General features: G+C 48.3%; 16 protein-coding genes. All 16 read right to left on the bottom strand.

Annotated elements, in window-relative coordinates:
• Positions 1–29: 29 nt before the first annotated feature.
• Positions 30–845, bottom strand: a complete 816-nt coding sequence (locus NQ502_RS11070; RefSeq protein WP_028528440.1) for a class I SAM-dependent methyltransferase — start codon at positions 843–845, stop codon at positions 30–32.
• Between the two features lie 161 nt (positions 846–1,006).
• On the bottom strand, positions 1,007–1,678 hold the full coding sequence (locus NQ502_RS11065) for a GntR family transcriptional regulator (protein WP_044983206.1): 672 nt from the start codon (positions 1,676–1,678) through the stop codon (positions 1,007–1,009).
• A gap of 147 nt (positions 1,679–1,825) precedes the next feature.
• On the bottom strand, positions 1,826–2,278 hold the full coding sequence (locus tag NQ502_RS11060; RefSeq protein WP_028528439.1) for a threonine/serine exporter family protein: 453 nt from the start codon (positions 2,276–2,278) through the stop codon (positions 1,826–1,828).
• Positions 2,279–3,088 (bottom strand): threonine/serine exporter family protein, encoded by an 810-nt coding sequence (locus NQ502_RS11055; RefSeq protein ID WP_169579918.1) that lies wholly within the window; start codon positions 3,086–3,088, stop codon positions 2,279–2,281.
• Between the two features lie 18 nt (positions 3,089–3,106).
• Positions 3,107–5,173: a cytidylate kinase family protein gene (locus tag NQ502_RS11050; protein ID WP_049898109.1), complete on the bottom strand. Its 2,067-nt coding sequence runs from the start codon at positions 5,171–5,173 to the stop codon at positions 3,107–3,109.
• Between the two features lie 34 nt (positions 5,174–5,207).
• Complete coding sequence (locus NQ502_RS11045; RefSeq protein WP_028528437.1) at positions 5,208–5,975, bottom strand: alpha/beta hydrolase family protein; 768 nt, start codon at positions 5,973–5,975, stop codon at positions 5,208–5,210.
• Between the two features lie 198 nt (positions 5,976–6,173).
• Positions 6,174–7,277: a sugar ABC transporter permease gene (locus NQ502_RS11040; protein WP_049898108.1), complete on the bottom strand. Its 1,104-nt coding sequence runs from the start codon at positions 7,275–7,277 to the stop codon at positions 6,174–6,176.
• Positions 7,270–8,802, bottom strand: a complete 1,533-nt coding sequence (locus tag NQ502_RS11035; protein WP_028528435.1) for a sugar ABC transporter ATP-binding protein — start codon at positions 8,800–8,802, stop codon at positions 7,270–7,272. Before NQ502_RS11035 ends, NQ502_RS11040 begins: the two co-directional genes overlap by 8 nt.
• A 90-nt stretch (positions 8,803–8,892) precedes the next feature.
• Positions 8,893–9,954: a substrate-binding domain-containing protein gene (locus NQ502_RS11030; protein WP_028528434.1), complete on the bottom strand. Its 1,062-nt coding sequence runs from the start codon at positions 9,952–9,954 to the stop codon at positions 8,893–8,895.
• A gap of 130 nt (positions 9,955–10,084) precedes the next feature.
• The gene (locus NQ502_RS11025; RefSeq protein WP_028528433.1) at positions 10,085–10,927 is read right to left on the bottom strand and encodes a DMT family transporter; all 843 of its coding nucleotides are present in this window, start codon (positions 10,925–10,927) and stop codon (positions 10,085–10,087) included.
• Positions 10,928–10,956: 29 nt separating this feature from the next.
• Positions 10,957–11,688: an SDR family NAD(P)-dependent oxidoreductase gene (locus tag NQ502_RS11020; RefSeq protein ID WP_028528432.1), complete on the bottom strand. Its 732-nt coding sequence runs from the start codon at positions 11,686–11,688 to the stop codon at positions 10,957–10,959.
• Complete coding sequence (locus NQ502_RS11015; RefSeq protein WP_028528431.1) at positions 11,685–12,773, bottom strand: Gfo/Idh/MocA family protein; 1,089 nt, start codon at positions 12,771–12,773, stop codon at positions 11,685–11,687. The genes NQ502_RS11020 and NQ502_RS11015 overlap by 4 nt, the downstream gene beginning before the upstream one ends.
• Before the next feature lie 14 nt (positions 12,774–12,787).
• Positions 12,788–13,750: a zinc-dependent alcohol dehydrogenase gene (locus NQ502_RS11010; protein ID WP_028528430.1), complete on the bottom strand. Its 963-nt coding sequence runs from the start codon at positions 13,748–13,750 to the stop codon at positions 12,788–12,790.
• 99 nt (positions 13,751–13,849) lie between these two features.
• Positions 13,850–14,812 (bottom strand): ABC transporter permease, encoded by a 963-nt coding sequence (locus tag NQ502_RS11005; RefSeq protein ID WP_028528429.1) that lies wholly within the window; start codon positions 14,810–14,812, stop codon positions 13,850–13,852.
• Positions 14,796–16,253 carry an ATP-binding cassette domain-containing protein gene (locus NQ502_RS11000; protein WP_028528428.1) on the bottom strand — a complete coding sequence of 486 codons (1,458 nt, stop codon included), beginning with the start codon at positions 16,251–16,253 and terminating at the stop codon, positions 14,796–14,798. The genes NQ502_RS11005 and NQ502_RS11000 overlap by 17 nt, the downstream gene beginning before the upstream one ends.
• Positions 16,254–17,300, bottom strand: coding sequence for a sensor histidine kinase (locus NQ502_RS10995; RefSeq protein WP_044983205.1), 1,047 nt, complete (start codon positions 17,298–17,300; stop codon positions 16,254–16,256).
• Positions 17,301–17,306: the final 6 nt, after the last annotated feature.

Here is a 17,306-nt window from a genome sequence, read left to right as displayed (position 1 = left end):
TTCATAACACCCGAAGTTTTGTCCTTCTGTCAGACGTGCCAGTATACTGTCACAATTGTCGTTGTCACCGTTTCCTTGATCTTGCCATCCATGCTGATGTCCCGGAGATATTTCCTTATACGGTCCTCTTCCCCGTGAGAAAGGGATTTCTGCAGTCCTGCCCTGCCGACGCACCAGTCTGTCATATTTTTTAGCGGCTTCTCCATCTCCCATATCTCTTCCCGGTAAGATACTTCCGGATTATACCCCTTCAGCCACAGATAGGCGAAGGCGTTGGGCGTCATATCATCCATCTGTTTCCTATGTCCTGTGATTCCCACCATGCTGAAAGCCGCATCCTGCACCTTATCATGACGCCTGGCGGGCTTGACCAGAAAACAATGCCCCCTTGCACACGCATTCATCTTATCCAGCGTCAGATAATCACAGACTGCCGGTGTCATATGTGCGAACACCACATCAAAATTGGCCCGCAGGTTCAGAGCATCAGGATCCGCATTTGCCCAATCCTGTATCAAAAATTCTGTGTTTGCAGTCCCCAGCCCCTCAGCACGTTTCCTTGCCCCCCGGATCATGTCGGGTGAAACATCCACTCCGAAAGCCTTTTCCACATATTCTGCAAGCGCTATCGTATAGAGCCCCGCACCGCACCCGATATCAAGTGCGTTCATGCTCTTATCCGGTTTCGCCTTCTCCAGCAGGTATTGCAGAAACAGATTTTCACCTGGTCGCGGAATCGGTCTTTCCATGTATTCTTCTGCCCTCTGATCCCACATTCTGGCCTGAACCGGTCCGCTGCACATTTGGGGATTCACCCATTCTCTCTCTAATTGTTCCAGGTTCATGATAATTTCCCCTCTTCATCCTGCTGTTTTGGCGCAGATCTTCTGTTTCTTATAATATAAACCATCTGTATACATTTGTATAGCAGATGCCGTATCAATCAGCGGTTAAACCGAAAAAAGGACTCCGAAGAGTCCTTTTATGTGTTAAAATATGTCGGGGTTTAAGCTTCAAAATACTCAGGGAAATTCTTCTGTATCATCTCATAATCAACTCCCGTATGATCATGATGCACGTCCAAAATTTCAAGCAGTTTCTTCTCATCCCCGGAAGCGATCGAATCCAGGATATCACAATGCTGCTGATACGAGTTTTCCAATTTCCCATCCAGCTGAAGATCCAGGATCACGAAGCGGTTATAATGTGCCCTGGATGTAGAAATGATGTCCCATATCAGTTCGTGTTTCCCATAAGCGAACAGCGCCTTATGAAATTCCTGATCCTTTTTCAGATATTCTATTACATTTTTTTTCTTGACTGCAGCCCGCATAAAATACAATATTTCATCTACCGCATCGTGCAGGTCTACTCTTTCCCGGCACAGGGTCAGACAAATCTCAGTGTCCAGAATGTGTCTCATATAAGCCACTTCATTGGCGAATTCAAAGTCAATCCTCGAGACATATGTGCCCTTCTGAGGATAAATATCAATGAGTGTCTCACTCGACAGGCGGATCAGCGCTTCCCGGATAGGAGTCCTGCTGACCCCCAATTCAGACGCCAGTTCCTGCTCATTGATCGTTGAACCCGGCATTAACGCCAGATACTGTATTGCATTTTTCAATGTTTGATAGACATCAACCTTGTTTCCCGTATATACTTTTTCTAATTCCATTCCATGCGCCTTTCCTCATTCCGATTCATAACTGAAGCTCTCCGCCCCACACCTTGTATACTAATATAATAGATTAATTCATTTCTGTCAACCATATATTCCAGATTACTACATATGCAGTGCAAACTCAATATTAAAGGCCAGCCGTCATATCTGTTCAGGGCCCCGGTTTCGGGCTGAATATGTGCCCTCCAGCAGCGTGCCGACCGAATCTGTCAGAAAAACAGCAAACGCAATCGCCCCCGCTATCAGCAGCGCCTCCAGGAGATGTTCTCTGGCAAGCAGGTCGTTGTCTGTCATCAGATAATAGACAGTCCGGTACATTGCCACCCCGGGGACAATGGGAAGGATGCCTGGAATAAAGAACACTGTGACAGGCGCTCTCCTGAACCGCGCCATGATCCTGGAATAGACGGAGACCACACATGCAGACAAAAAGCTGGAGAATACGGCACTTGCGGTAATATTCCATATAAACAGATATACAGCCCAGCAGATGCTTCCCGCGATACCGGCCGGCATCACCTGCTTTTTCGGCACCTCCAGAAGAACACAGAATGCAGTGACTGCGGCCAATGCGTAAATACTTTGCAGTAACATTTACAAACCTCCGCCATTTAAGGCTCTGTATAGAAAAATCACGATACCAACCCCGAGAGCCGCTGAAAATGCTTTGACAAATGCTTCCAGAATGCGGGCGCATCCTGAGACAAAATCTCCCTGCAGTGTATCCCTGGCAGCATTCGTGACAGCAACCCCCGGTACAAGAGGCATCATGGTACCGATGATGATAAGGTTGGCGTCCCGGACAGCCGGAAGGAAATGGAAAAATCCGACCGCAACTGCAGATGAAACCATCGCCGCACACATTTCCACAATAAACGAGTGCAGCAGCGTACGCCGTCCTGCCTGCAGGCACAACTCGAGAACTGCGCCGCAGAGACCCGCGGCTGCGGCATCAACCGCGGTCCCGCCAAGAAGTGCAGTGAAAGACGACGCAATGATGATCATACACAGAAAATTAAGCTTCCCGGAATAGAGCTTTTCCCGGCGTATTTTCTGCAGCGACAGCCATACCTCCTCCAGAGAGATTTTTCCTTCGCAGTAGTCTCTTGACACCTGGTTGACGCGGCAGATCTTATTCAGATTCGTCCCCTTGCTTTTGATTCTCCTCGCTGCTGTCACCGGATCCATACCGACAGCAGCGGCCGTCGCCACAAAGCTGGTGCTTAAGACGACCGTCTCCGCATGTGATATGGATGCGGCGGTATACAGCATACGGCTGATGGTGTCTTCCACACGGTAGGCCTCTGCACCGTTTTCCAGCATAATCTCTCCTGCCAGGGCGGCTGTCTCCATTAACATCCTGTAATCAATACGTATCACCGACTCATTCGTATCCTGTACCATATTATTTTTCATTTTATTTTACAGGATACCCACACATTCCCCGGGTTCTTCGCAGCCATCCAGGTATGATTTAATCACATTACAAGTATTCATTCCCAGCAGACTGCTGTCCACGCACAGATGATAGTTTTCCGCTTTGCCCCACTCTCGCCCTGTATAGTGCTGGTAATACAGACTTCGGCGTTTATCCATCTCACTGACCATCTGCCACTGCTTGATCTGATCCGTATCTTTTCCCGCCGGTGCATTTTCACGCAGCGCTTTCTTAACTGCCGAGCTGCCGATAAACACATTCACTACATGATCAAAATCACGCAGCACATAGTCCGCACATCTGCCCACGATGACAAACGGACCCTGAAGTGCCAGCTTGCGGATAGTCTGAGACTGAAGCAGAAACAGTTTGTCGTTCTGATTGCCTGGATCAAGCATGGTAAGAGAAAGCTGATAAGCGCTCAGCTCAGCGTTGAGCTGCTCAAAGGTGACCTCATCCAGCCCGCTCTCCTTAGCGGCAAGTGAAAGTAGCTGCTTATCGTAAAACGGAATGCCCAGTTCTTTGGCGAGACGCTTGCCGATGTCATGTCCGCCGCTTCCATATTCCCGGCTGATCGTGATAATGGCGTTTGTCTTTGCCGTATCGGAAACTGCAGCAAAAACCGGTTCTTTCTGACTGATCTTTGAGGCTTTCTGCTTAACCACTGCCTTCTCCGAATACCTGCCGATCTGCAGTTCTCCGATCACCTTTGAGTATTCCTTGTCCAGTTTATAGCGCCACAGCAGAATCGCCAGCATGCCCCACGCTGCAAAGGGAAGGAAAAGGTACAGAGCAGATATTGCACTGTGTGCGGAGGCCGTCTGATATACTGCTGATTTCCCATCAAATCCCGCAGCCTCCAATACAAAGCCTATGCCTGCACTCGTCAGGCCTCCTCCTATCTTATACCCGACAGTCGCCGCACTGAACAGAAGTCCCTCGGTACGCACTCCCGTACGCCAGTGTCCGTACTCGATCGCATCCGCCATCATGGCGTAGACTGTTGCACCAAGCGGTCCTACACCTGCCCCCTTCAGAGCCGCGCCGATCAACACAAAGGTCAGATTCTGCGGACTGATCAGCATGATTGCGGCGCCGCTCAACGAGACAATTGCTCCGGCCAGAGACAGGTTACGTTTGCCAAATTTTTTGATAAAGGGGGCGATCGCAATCGTGACCAGGATGGAAGGCAGTTTTTCCACGATTGAGATGATACTCATCAATTCATTATTTCCCAGCTGATACTGTGAATAGTAGGTCAGCATCGTGCCGTTCAGCGTTGTGTATACCGACCATCCGAAAAACATCAGGGTTACCATCCACCAGTACTTGTTGCTCAGCATGCAGCGGAAGCTCGTTCCCATGGATACCTTTTCATCGTCCGGCACCGCGGGGATATGTACCCGTTCCTTACATCCGAAAAAGCAGACCAGAAGTAGAATCATCGCAATCACGGCGTAAATAACGGTGACCGTGATCCATGCCTTCTGATCCCCGCCCAGGCGGTTGATCAGCGGCAGTGTCAGGGCTGTTACAATCAGATTTCCGGCCGGCGCCATGGACATCCGGAACACATTCAGCAGTGACCGTTCATTCTGGTCACGTGTCATCAGGGCCGCCAGTGTGCCGTAAGGAAGGTTGAGCGCTGTATAGACGATCGTGACCGCAAAGTTATAGGTGATAAATACATAGATCGCCTGTATCACCGTTGTAGCATTAGCCGGAACCATAAACATCAGTACCGCCGACAGCCCATAAGGCACTGTCATCCACAGCACCCATGCCCTCGCTTTTCCAAACCGGGATTTGGTCTTATCCACCAGAAGACCGATGATCACATCCGAAGCTCCGTCAAAGAGCCTTGAAAGCATTAGTATCGTACCCACCAGAGCCGCTGACATCCCGATAACATTTGTATAAAAATAGGTAGCCAGTGACATCGTAAGCGCAAATACAACGTTACATGCAACGTCTCCGGAGCCATAGGCCACTTTCTCGCCAATGCGGATCTTAACCGCATCACCTGACCGGCTTTCCACTACGTTTTTCATGAATTTGTTCCTCCATATCTTTTTATTTTATATATTACATGAGCTGTCCCTGAAGAAATTCTATTGCCGCCGCAATATTCTCCTGCTGACAGACCAGAAAACTGTGATTTTCATTTTGTACCGTCTGTACTGTCACCCCGGGAATTGACAGCGCCTCCATGCGCGGGCCGAATCCCGGATCGATAACCGGATCCGCGCTTCCCAGGCACAGAAGTACCGGTTTACCGCTTTTTCTGACTGCCTGTTCCACGGAAAGATTCTCTGCATCCCGAAGAAAATGGGCCCCCATGTCAAATTCCACACCCGCATATTCATGACGAACACGCTCTCCGCCTCTTAGTTTTCCCCAGTTCTCATCCCCCATGATCTTTCGGAAGACCTCTGCCGGATACAGAACAGGAGCCCAGCCTACCGCAGCCTTTATTCTGCTTTCTTCAAGCGACAGCAGTGCCGCTCCCGCCCCCATACTGATACCCATAGCCGCCATCCGCAGCGCGTCCACCTCCGGCTGCTCTGCGGCAAATGCAAACGCCGTCAGCATATCATCACGCCATCCCCCCAGACACGTATGTTCTGCAAAGTCTCCGCCGCTTTCGCCGGACCCGACACAGTCAATGCGCAAAACATAAAATCCTGCCTCACTGGCCTCTCTCCCAAATGACTCAAACAAACCATGTTCACTGCAGTTTCCGGTAAACCCGTGGCATAAAACAATTGCCGGTGCTTTATCGGACGTCTTTGGTATGTGTGCCCAACCGTTTACTTTATGATGTCTGCTGATAAAAGATATTTGTCTCTCCATAATCAAACCCCTTCCTTCACGTCTTTATTAATATATTAGTATATTATTATATCAGCGTCAAGATAACGATTGAGAATTAAGTATTTTAGGCATTATAGCCAATTTAATTCAGTCTTTTTTAATAATATTGCCAAAGCAAAACAGCGGGCATCAGGACACCATTACGCCTGATACCCGCCGCAATTTCTTATTGCTGCACTATTTCTTTTTATTTGAGGTTGAATCAATAACCACAGCTGCCAGTATGATAAGCCCCTTAAATATAAGCTGCATATTGGATGATACGTTCAGCAGCGACAGCATGTTATTCAGGACACCGATCAGCAGCACGCCGATGATCGTCCCCGTTAATTTGCCGCTGCCGCCGGACATACTGGTTCCCCCGATGACGACTGCAGCGATCGCATCCAGTTCATAGTTCGTTCCGATCAGAGGCGAACCCGTTCCAAGTCTTGCCGCCGTCATAATTCCGCCGAGAGATGCCATCACCGCACAAATTACATAACTGAAGATCACTGTTTTATTTACGTTGATACCGGAGAGTCTTGCCGCCAGAATATTGCCCCCGGATGCATATACATTTTTTCCGAACACGGTAGCTCTCAGTACAAAGATAAACGCCATGAGCAGTACAGCTGTAATCGCCACCAGAATCGAGAGGCCTTCCACCTGGCCCGTGATGTAGGCAGCATATCCCAGGATTGCCAGTGCAAAGACTTTAAGGACAGCGCTCATGCGCTTTTTCTTTTTGATATCCCGAAGGAGCGAGTACACGATATAAATTCCCATCAATGCAAAGATCACGATACATACGGGAAACGGAATATTCCCGCTTCCAAGTTTCGTAACAGCTTTGCTGCTGATAGACACGGCGGTACTGCCTGTTACGGTAAGCGCGATACCACGGCAGATCGTCTGACCGGCCAGTGTTACAATAAATGCCGGGATTCCGAGCTTCGTGATAAACCACCCATACAGGCTGCCGAGAACACACCCGAATAACAGGATAATGACCGCCGCCGGAAAAAAGCCGAGTGTCGGTATCAGATACGCAAACAACACGCCCGTCAGCGCGACAACCGCACCGGGGGACAGATCGATCCCCCCCAGGAGAATCACAAACTGCATGCCGATCGCAAGGACTCCCTGAACGGCTATCTGCTTCGCGACATTCATGATGTTGATAGGATATAAAAATGTGCTGCTCAGCACAGCTGATACGATCAAAAGTATTATGAGCCCGATTGCTGAGGCATAATTCTGCCATTTGAATTTGTTTTCCTTTAACATAACCTTATCCATTATATTTTCCCTCCATCGCATACCTTACCAATATTTCTTCTGTAGCGTCACGTACGAATATTTCACCCGCAATCTGCCCTTCTCTCATGACCATGACCCGGTCACTGATCCCCAAAACCTCAGGGAGTTCCGAGGAGACGACAATGATACCGACTCCCTTATCCGCCAGCTCCTGCAATATGTGATAAATTTCTTTTTTAGCGCCGACGTCTATCCCTCTCGTAGGCTCATCCAGGATCAGGATTCTTGGATTTGTAAGCAGCCACTTGCTGAGGACCACCTTCTGCTGATTCCCTCCCGATAAGCTGCTCACAGCTGTATCCAGGCTGCTGAGTTTGATCCTCAGCTTATGTACCATACTCCGGGCGGCTTCTCTTTCTCTCGCCGAATCCCTTCTGAAAAATTTCCCCACATAGTTCTTGATAGAGGCCAATATAATATTATCCAAAATGCTGTGTATCGTTATCAGGCCGGAATTTCTTCTGTCCTCTGTCAGAAGCGCAATGCCTGTACGAATTGCATCACTTGTCGTATTAATCTTAATCTTTTCTCCGTCGAGGAATATTTCACCCTCACTGGGGACATCATTTCCTTCAAAGATCGAAGTTACCAGCTCCGTCCTTCCCGCTCCCATCAGCCCGTATATTCCCAGAATCTCACCCGGCCTCAATGTAAGATTTGCATGATCCACAACCTTTTTTGCACTGCCTTTTTCTTTATACACAGACCAGTTTTTTATTTCCAGTATCGGCTTTTTTGAGAGGTAATCCTGCTTTGTCTTCGGCGCAAACATATCTTCCAGTTTTCTTCCGATCATCCAGCTTATCAGGGTGTCCTTGGTAACCTCAGAAGTATTGCCTTCATTCACGTATTTTCCATCTTTTAAAATAACAACGCGGTTACAGATCTGATATATTTCATCCATCTTGTGCGTCACATAAATCATCGTTATCTCTTCTTTTTTCAGCCTTCTCATAACCGCAAAAAGAGTTTCCACCTCACTGTTGGTGAGAGAACTTGTTGCTTCATCAAAAATAATCGTATGCGGATTTCTGGAAATTGCTTTCGCTATCTCCACCATCTGCTGCATGCTGATTGATAAATCTCCCAGCTTCTTACCCGGGTCGATCTCCACTCCCAGGCGCTGCATCGCGTTTACCGCCACTTTTTCCATGGTCTCAAAATCAATTTTCCCTACTTTGTGCGGCATATTACCAAGGCTGATATTTTCTGCCACCGTCATCTCATCCACGAGATTCAGTTCCTGATGCACCATTACCACACCGGATTTTTCTGCATCCAGTGTATTGGTGAATTTAACTTCCTTTCCCTCTATTTTTATAACACCATCATATGATCCATAAGGGTAAACACCTACAAACACCTTACCCAGAGTCGATTTACCGGCACCGTTTTCTCCGCACAGGGCCACAATGTCGCCTTTATTGATCGCAAGGCTGACAGAATCCAGAGCAACCGTGCCGGGAAATTTTTTCGTAATGCCTTCAAATTCAATAAACGGCATATCATTATCATCCTCTCTTTTCAACTTTTATGATTGTTGATTGGAGATGTATCTGAACCTGACACATCTCCAATCCGCTGAACTGTTACACTATTTAAATAAATCCGGATAACGGCCGGCACTGAACTCTTTTACATTGTCGGCATTTACCATCGTCGTCGGGGCATACCACACGTTAATCCCGTCTATCTCCTGTGTGTCCGGAATTGTCTCTCCATTTGCCAGCATCTCGGCAGCGTCGATGAGGAATTTCCCCTGCGCCTCTGTGCCTTTATCGACTGTCATAACATTATAACCGTCCAGAATATACTTTACCATTTCCTCTTCGTGGTCTCCGCCGATGAACCACATATTCTCAACTAATCCTGCGTTTTCAGCCGCCTTGAGCGCCCCCATGGTAATCTGGTCGTTGTTCCCGAACACAGCCTGAATGTTACCATTATTTGTTGATATTGCATCCTCCATATAAGCCATACCCTTATCCCGTGCCCAGTCCATACACGACTGTTCATAGACGAGTGTCAGATTATCATATTCTGCAACCTGATCCCTGACTCCTGCTGAGATGGATTCTGCAACTTCATCGCCCTGTGTACCACTTAACAATACGACATTTGCGGGTTCCGTCGTCCCCCATTTTTTGATAAATTCATCGACCTGCTGAACACCTACCTGATAGGAATCAGCCGTCACCCATAAGTCGGGAGTAAAATTATCAATCCGGGCTTCGATGATGATAACCGGTATCCCCTGATTCTGCGCATCTGTCACTGTCTCTGACATGGATTTCTGATCTGCAGCTTCTACGATCAGCACATCCGTTCCAGAAGCGATCATATTCTCAATCTGACTTTTCTGTACACTCACATCGATATTACAGTCCTGCCATGACAGATCGATCCCCAGCTTATCTGCCTCCTCCTGCGCATTATCCCTCATAACAATATATACGGAATCCCGAAGAGTTCTGGTAGCAGCACCCACTTTTAATCCTCCGCCTTCTGACGTTCCTCCCTCTTTTGGTTTCCCGGCGTCTTCCGTAGTGCCTGCATCCGCTGCATCTGCCTTGCCATCCGCAGCTCCGCACCCTGCCGCAGCTGTGATGATCATTGATGCTGCCAGCAAACCTGCTATCAGAGTTCTTTTTTTCATATTGTTTCCTCCTTTGCTCCGCCCAGAACACGCCCGGACTGATATATTAATATTTTACTTGGTGTTTACATTATAGTAACATTAACCAATTACTGCAAGGTGACTGTATTCACTTTAGGGTAGACCGTATTCATGCATCCCCATCCTTCCGGAAGAGAATCTCCCTCCCGCAGATCGCGGTCAGCACAATGGCGCCGCCAGCGACAGTTAACACACCGGGCTTTTCCCCGTAAAAGATCATGACCCATACCGGACTCAGGATGGGTTCAAGCACCGTAATGACCGTGGCCTTAAGCGCCGCAACCCGTGGAATTGCCAATGTATAGAGTACGTAAGCCAGACCCAGCTGAAAAAATCCCAGAAACAGGATCATCCCCGTATTCACCGGTGAAAATTCCAGTTGCCCCATAAACGGCAGCATCAGCAGAAACGTAAGGATATTACCCCAAAACACATTTTCGGCAGGCGCACTGTTTCCTCCTTTGCGCATAAATACATTCATCGCCCCATAGCATACACCGGAAAGAAGAGCCAGCAGGTTACCGGTCATCCGTCCGCCTGTCAGCCCATCATATAAAAAAAGAACAAGGCCCGACAGGACCATGAAAATTGTAATGACATCCTTCCTGCGCACAGGCTCCTTCAATATCAGATAACCCAGGACCGCAGAATAGACCGGTGCTGTATACTGCAGCAGTATCGCATTGGCGGCGGTCGTCAGCTTGGTGGAGGTCACCATCAGGGTGACCAGCCCTGTATAACACAGGACAGCGGCTATCTGATGTGGACTGCGGGGCAGGCGCGGCCGTCTGACAACGGTCAGCATGACTGATGCCGCGAGAAGGCTGCGCAGCCCGGCAATCGCAAATCCATTCCACGACATCAGCTTAATGCCGATGCCGGAAAAACTCCATAATATGGAAGTGATCACCAGCAGCAGCACAGCACTTTTATGGTTCATTGTTCGATTCATCGCTTACTTCCTTTACTTTCAAAGGTGGCTTATCTCATGAGCTGTCCGCCATTGACATCCAGTGTCACGCCCGTCAGATACGAGGCCCTGTCGCAGGCAAGAAAACAGACTGCATGGGCAACTTCCTCCGGAGAGGCGGCACGGCCGAGCGGAATATGATCCGTTGGTATCCCCTCCTCACGTGCCATTGGCGTGTCCACCGTTCCGGGTGAAACTGCATTGACCGTGATACCATACCCGGCTCCGCGCAGCGCAAACGACTTTGTCATGGCCAGCAGTCCGCCTTTTGATGCCGCATAATGAATGCCGGAGTACAGCGCACCGCGCTCCCCGGCAATCGAAGAGATATTGACGATACGGCCGTATGCCCTGCCTTTCATAAGGCGGAATGCATGGCGGCATAATAAAAACGGTCCTTTAAGATTAATATCCATCATCTGATCCCATTCATCCTCTTCAATCTCATCCATGGTATGAGTATTAGAGATCCCGGCATTATTGATCAGTACATCCAGCCGGCCGTAAACCTTTGTGATCTTCTCCATCATGGCGTCTACCTGCCTGATATCTCCGACATCACAGCCGATGAATTCTCCCGTTCCGCCGGCAGATGCAATTAACCTGAGCGTATTCCCGGCACCTCTCTCTGATCTGCAGACCACTATAACATGATCGCCCCCCGCGGCAAGTTCAGCCGCAACAGCCCGTCCGATGCCGCCTCCCGCCCCGGTCACCAGCGCGATTCTCTTGTTTTCTTTCATAAGCCTCTCCTTTCCAAAGGCACCGGACGTTCACATGTCGTCGTAAGTGCCACGGTTCTTTTTTGTGTACTGCTGTCCAGAAACGCATGCATGATCTCCAGTACGTGAACCGCAACTGTGTCCGCAGCGCGATGCGGTCTGTTTTGCACGATACTCTGTATCATCTCAGCCAGGCCAAGCCCGCGGCAGTTTCCGGTATAAGCAAAGTCTATGGGAATTTTCTTAAAGTCGTCCTCCCCTGCCTTCAGTACCTCGATCCCGCCGCCAAACCCATCCGGGTCCGGTGCCCGCAGTGTTCCTTCCGTGCCGTAAATCTCGATAAACGGATGTCCGTGTCCCCATATATCAAAGCTGATCGTCACTGTCACAAGGACCCCGCTCATGAATTCCACCACACCAGTCACATGTGTAGGCGTCCCCACTTCAAAAGACTCATTGATATGCGGCCCCGGACATGTGCAGGTGCGCTTCTCAAACCCCTTGCACGCCATTGCTGTTACTGTCCTTGCCGGACCAAGCAGCGTGATAAGCGCCGTAAAGTAATAGGGACCATAGTCAAAGACCGGTCCTGCTCCATACTGATAGAGAAATTCCGGATTCGGATGCTCGTGTTCCGGGCCATGCCATCCAAAAAACACGTGAGCCGACAGCGGTCTTCCGATGATTCCGCTGTCCAGGAGATGCCTGCTGGTCTGTACGGCGCCTCCCAGTACCGTATCAGGTGCACATCCCAGCCGGACGCCCTGCTTTTCGGCAAGCGACTGCAGTTCCCTGGCCTGCATTGTCTCCAGGCAGATTGGCTTCTCCGAGTAAACGTGCTTGCCGGCGAGCAGCGCCCGCCTGGTAATCTCATAATGTGCATCCGGAGTTGTCAGGTTTAAAACCAGACGGATCTCCGGATTTCTCAGCAGTTCGTCCACAGAACATGCCACAATGCCATACCGCTTCCCAGCCGACAGTGCACGTTTCATATGACGCGACGCACACGCTGCAAGATCAGCCTGCGGAAACATTGTCGTCAGGTTCTTAATGTATATATCACTTACATTTCCGCATCCTATGATACCTACACCGATTCGTTCCATGAAAATTTCCTCCTTTAAAACGTGATGACACCCTTAATATAGCCATCCGCGTGATCATGTGCGATCATCAGCATCTCCTGAATGTTATGGTAATCCATGATATGCGTGACAAGTTTTCGCTGGTCAAAAACACCGGCTTTTACCAGTTTTGCCGTCTTCGCCGCCTGGAGCGGAAAGTGCGGATCTCTCGCATCGGATGTATTGACAATCTCTATCCCTCGCAGATGCCACGGCGTACAGTTGATCGTGCGCTCTCCGCGATGCCATGCAAAATTTGAGATCGTGCCGCACGTTTTAACAAGATCACATGCAAGCTGAAGACCAGGCTGTGAGCCGGAACATTCCACCACGATGTCGATACCGCCTTTTTGTATCATATCTTCAATCGCCGCCCTGCCTTCCGGGGAATTGGAAAGATAACATGCATCCGCCCCGCACTCCCGTGCGATATCCAGTTTCCGCGGATCAATATCAAAACAGATTAGTCTGCCGATCAGGCTGCGCCTGTATGCCTGTACATTCAAAAGCCCCATATAGCCGCACCCGATCACTGCCACATCATCCCCCGGGTGAACGTTAATACAGTTGATCCCGCTGACGACACACGCTGCAGGTTCACAGACATAATATGGGAAATCCTTCTCCGGAATCCCGGGAAGATGCGCTGCTTTTTCTGCAGAAATATTGATCATCTGTGCAAGCTCAGGACCTCCTTCTATGCAAAACACCTGATCCCCAACTTCAAATTCCGTAACACCCTCGCCAACTTCAGCAACAACGCCCACTGCCTCATGTCCAAATTGAAAAGGAAACGGCTCTGTCATATCCCTGCCGAGAAATAAATACGAATCCCATGCACAGATACCGCAGGCCTTAACTTCAATCTGAAGTTCACCATTTCCCGGCGCATCCAGCTCAACTTTTCTGATGTCCGTCTGTTTTTCCGAAACAATATAACACGCATCCACTGTTTTCATTCAATATCCTCCTTCATTGTTTTGCATTTTTAGTATACTAATATATATCAATTATCAACATTGTACTCAGGATTCGCATTTTTTACAAGGAGGCTGTATTCACTTTAGGGCAGGCTGTCTTTTCCTGTTCCTGTAAAGATCGTATCCAAAAGCCATGATCAGCAGAAAACCGCCGGCAATATTCCTGTAATGCACACCGGATGAAGTCATCAGGATCATATATGACAGCCACGACAGAGATAATATGCCAAGAAACACCTGCGAGATCCTTCCCGTCCCTCCTTTCACGCTGATCCCCCCCAGCAGAGCCGCCGTGATTGCCGTAATCTCTATTCCTTTTCCCATCCCGGTCTGGGCGGAACCCATCCTGGATATATGGATCAGCGTGGCACTCCCAATTGAGATTCCATAGAATACAGAAGCCATGGCTTTAATGACCGTGACGTTGATCCCTGACAGTTCAGCTGCGGTGTGATTACTCCCCACGGCATAAATATATCTTCCGGGATATGTTTTATGCAGGAGAAGAAATGCGATGACAAATACCGTGCACGCAAGAACAAACTGCACGGAAACCGGGCCCAGGTATCCCCTGCCGATATAGCGGAAGGCATCATTGTATATCAGTATAGCCCTTGAAGTTCCTGTCAGGTCTACAATCCCCTGATAGAAGGTCATCGTCCCGATACTTACGATAATCAACGGCAGTTTCAAAAAAATTGACAGGGATATGTTGATCAGGTTAAGTAGAATGCCCAGCAGCAATGCAGTCATAACGACCAGTACAACGGGCATTCCTTCCAGGGCCAGCATTCTTGCACACACGATTCCGATCAGGGATATCTGCGCACTGACAGAGATATCGACAGAACCCGAGATCATCAGCACGGCCATCCCCACGGTCACTGTGATGATATATGAATTCTGTGTCAGGATATTCATAATGTTTTTAACCGAAAACGAATATCTGGAATTCAGGGCAAAGATCAAGAATATGGTTAGAAAAATGATCAGATTCATGTTTTTTATCATAAAACGGTATTTTTTACTCGTATCTTTCACCCGGTATCCCCCTCAGACATTTTTTGATGACTCCATCCACGACCATATAAACACAGTCACATAGCGCAAACATCTCTTCCGTATTAGATGAGCTGTAGATAATGGGTATTCCCTCCCGGCGCATCTGTGTCACATAATTCCAAATATGTTTTCTAAGGACCACATCAGCCGGCATGGCGGGTGAATTCAGCAGAAGCAGTTCTGTCTCTGCCATCCTCCAACGGTTCAATGCGATCATGGTACGTTCATTCCGGTCCAGTTTACAGACTGCTGTCATAAGCTTGCTCCTGCTTAAGTACAACCCTGTCTTTCTTTTCATTGCATACTGGCTCAGGCGCTTATTGATCCCAATACCCATGTGCCTGTAAACCTTATACGTCTCCAGCTGCAGATTTTCCTCAACAGACAGATCTAAAAAAACATTGTCCAGTGAACTTTCCCTGTCTATATAACGGATACCCCTCCGTGCAATCTCCAGTCTGCGAAACGGCGCTACTTCTGTATTGTTTAAATACAGCTTTCCCCCTGCCAGACCGTACTCGCCTTTTATTAACAACAGCATTTTTTCATAAGTCGCATATTTTTCGTCTATAAATCCGATCACCTCACCCTTTTTCAGGCTGAAGGTAATATCCGCTGCAATCCCCGGAACATTTAAATGCATGGCCTCCAGTACAACCTCCGGCCGTATGAAGTTTTCCCTGTTATTCTGCTCGAACTTTTCAACTCCGGTCAGTATCTTATGGAGATACTTTGGTTTTACCTGGTCAGAATAAAATATTCCGGCTTTTTCCCCCTTTCTCATCACCATAATACGGTCGCTCAGGGACTGCGCCCGTATAATATCCGTATGTATGATAAAAAAGCTGACCCCCATCTTCTGCATCATACGGATTTTATTTTCATAAGCCTGGTACTCCTTCTCTGAATATGATGCGTCCACCTGGTTTAACACGATAACTTTTGCACCTGAGTACGCGGCAATCGCAAGTTCCAGCATATGTTTCTGATAAAGGATCAGCGTTTCTATCCGGCGTTCAGGTTCCGCCTGAATATCATATTCTATGGAAATTTGGTTTAACTGCTGCAGGACATTCTGACGGTTTAACACAAGTTTTCTATGCTGTTTATGCAGTATTGTAAAGTTCTCTGCAATGTTCTGCCTGGGGATCAGCTTACTCTCATATTGGATCAGATATATCCCGCTTTTTTGTCCCTCACGAATGGAATTGAATACCACCCTCCTGCCGTCCACCCACATTGCGCCGCTGTGTATTCGTTCCAGCCCGACAAGCATGCGGGCCAGTGAGGACCTTCCCGCGCCTCCAAGGCCCAGTACTCCCAGCACCTCTCCTTTAAAGATACTGAAAGAAAGATTATGTATATGGTTTTCCGCAGGCGATTGAATACACAGCCTGTCTGCCCGAAGGATTTCATACATTCAGATTCCCTCCTTAAAGTCATAGATCTTCGGAAGATGTATCTCCACCGTTGTCCCGCATCCTTCTGTGCTGGTAATCTCCAGACCGTATTCTTCGCCATAGTAAAATTTAATCCGCTGATGAACATTCTGCAGTGCGATACCGGCCTTATGAGGTTTCTTCTGTTTCACCGCAATATCCGATATTCCATTTGTGCCATCCAGTTTTTTTCTCATCCCCTTAAGCTGATCCTCCGGTATGCCTACGCCGTCGTCACTGATGATAATGATCAGACGGTCCTGTGTCGTAAACACCCGAATCATAATCTCGCCCTGCCCTACTTTGTTCTCCAGCCCATGATGTATGGCATTTTCCACTATTGGCTGTATCGTCAGGATCGGCATCATATAGGACATCAGATATCCGTCTGTCTCGTCAAATATTTTTACGGCCTTAAACTTATCCCGAAAACGGTACTGCTGGATGATCAGATAGCTCTCCACATTTTCCATTTCATCTGCCAGCGTTGCCATCTCCCCGGGCCTGCTGATGTTGTAACGGAACAGCGTGGCAAGCGCTTCATTCATTTTTGCAATCTCTTCATTTCCCTGAAGAATCGCCTTGCTCCTTATCGTTTCCAGGGTGTTGTAGAGAAAATGTGGATTGATCTGGCTCTGCAGTGCGTGAATTGTCGCTTCTGTGGACAATATCTGTGCTTTTTGCTCCCGGTTAATCAACTCTGTGATCCCGGCAAATAAACGGTCCGGGTATTGCATTTGGGTGGATTTATCGAGTTCATTGATCAGCATCTCGATATCCTCACTTTCTTTTGCGCAGCTTAGAATGCGATTCATCTTAAGTACCGGTATGACCCATTTTCTTATCATATAGACAAAAACACCGATAACTCCCAGACATGATGCAAGATAATAAAATCCCACATTACCCAATACCTGCCTGTACATGCATATCACAGTAACGCAGATCTGTGCGCCCAGCAGCAAAACGGCGATCACAGCTGCCGCTATATCTTTTATTTTTAACAATAACTTGCTTTCAGCTTTCATACACGA

Source organism: Ruminococcus gauvreauii, from assembly GCF_025151995.1.
Classification (GTDB): domain Bacteria; phylum Bacillota; class Clostridia; order Lachnospirales; family Lachnospiraceae; genus Ruminococcus_G; species Ruminococcus_G gauvreauii.
This window is presented reverse-complemented; position numbering and strand designations above follow the sequence as displayed.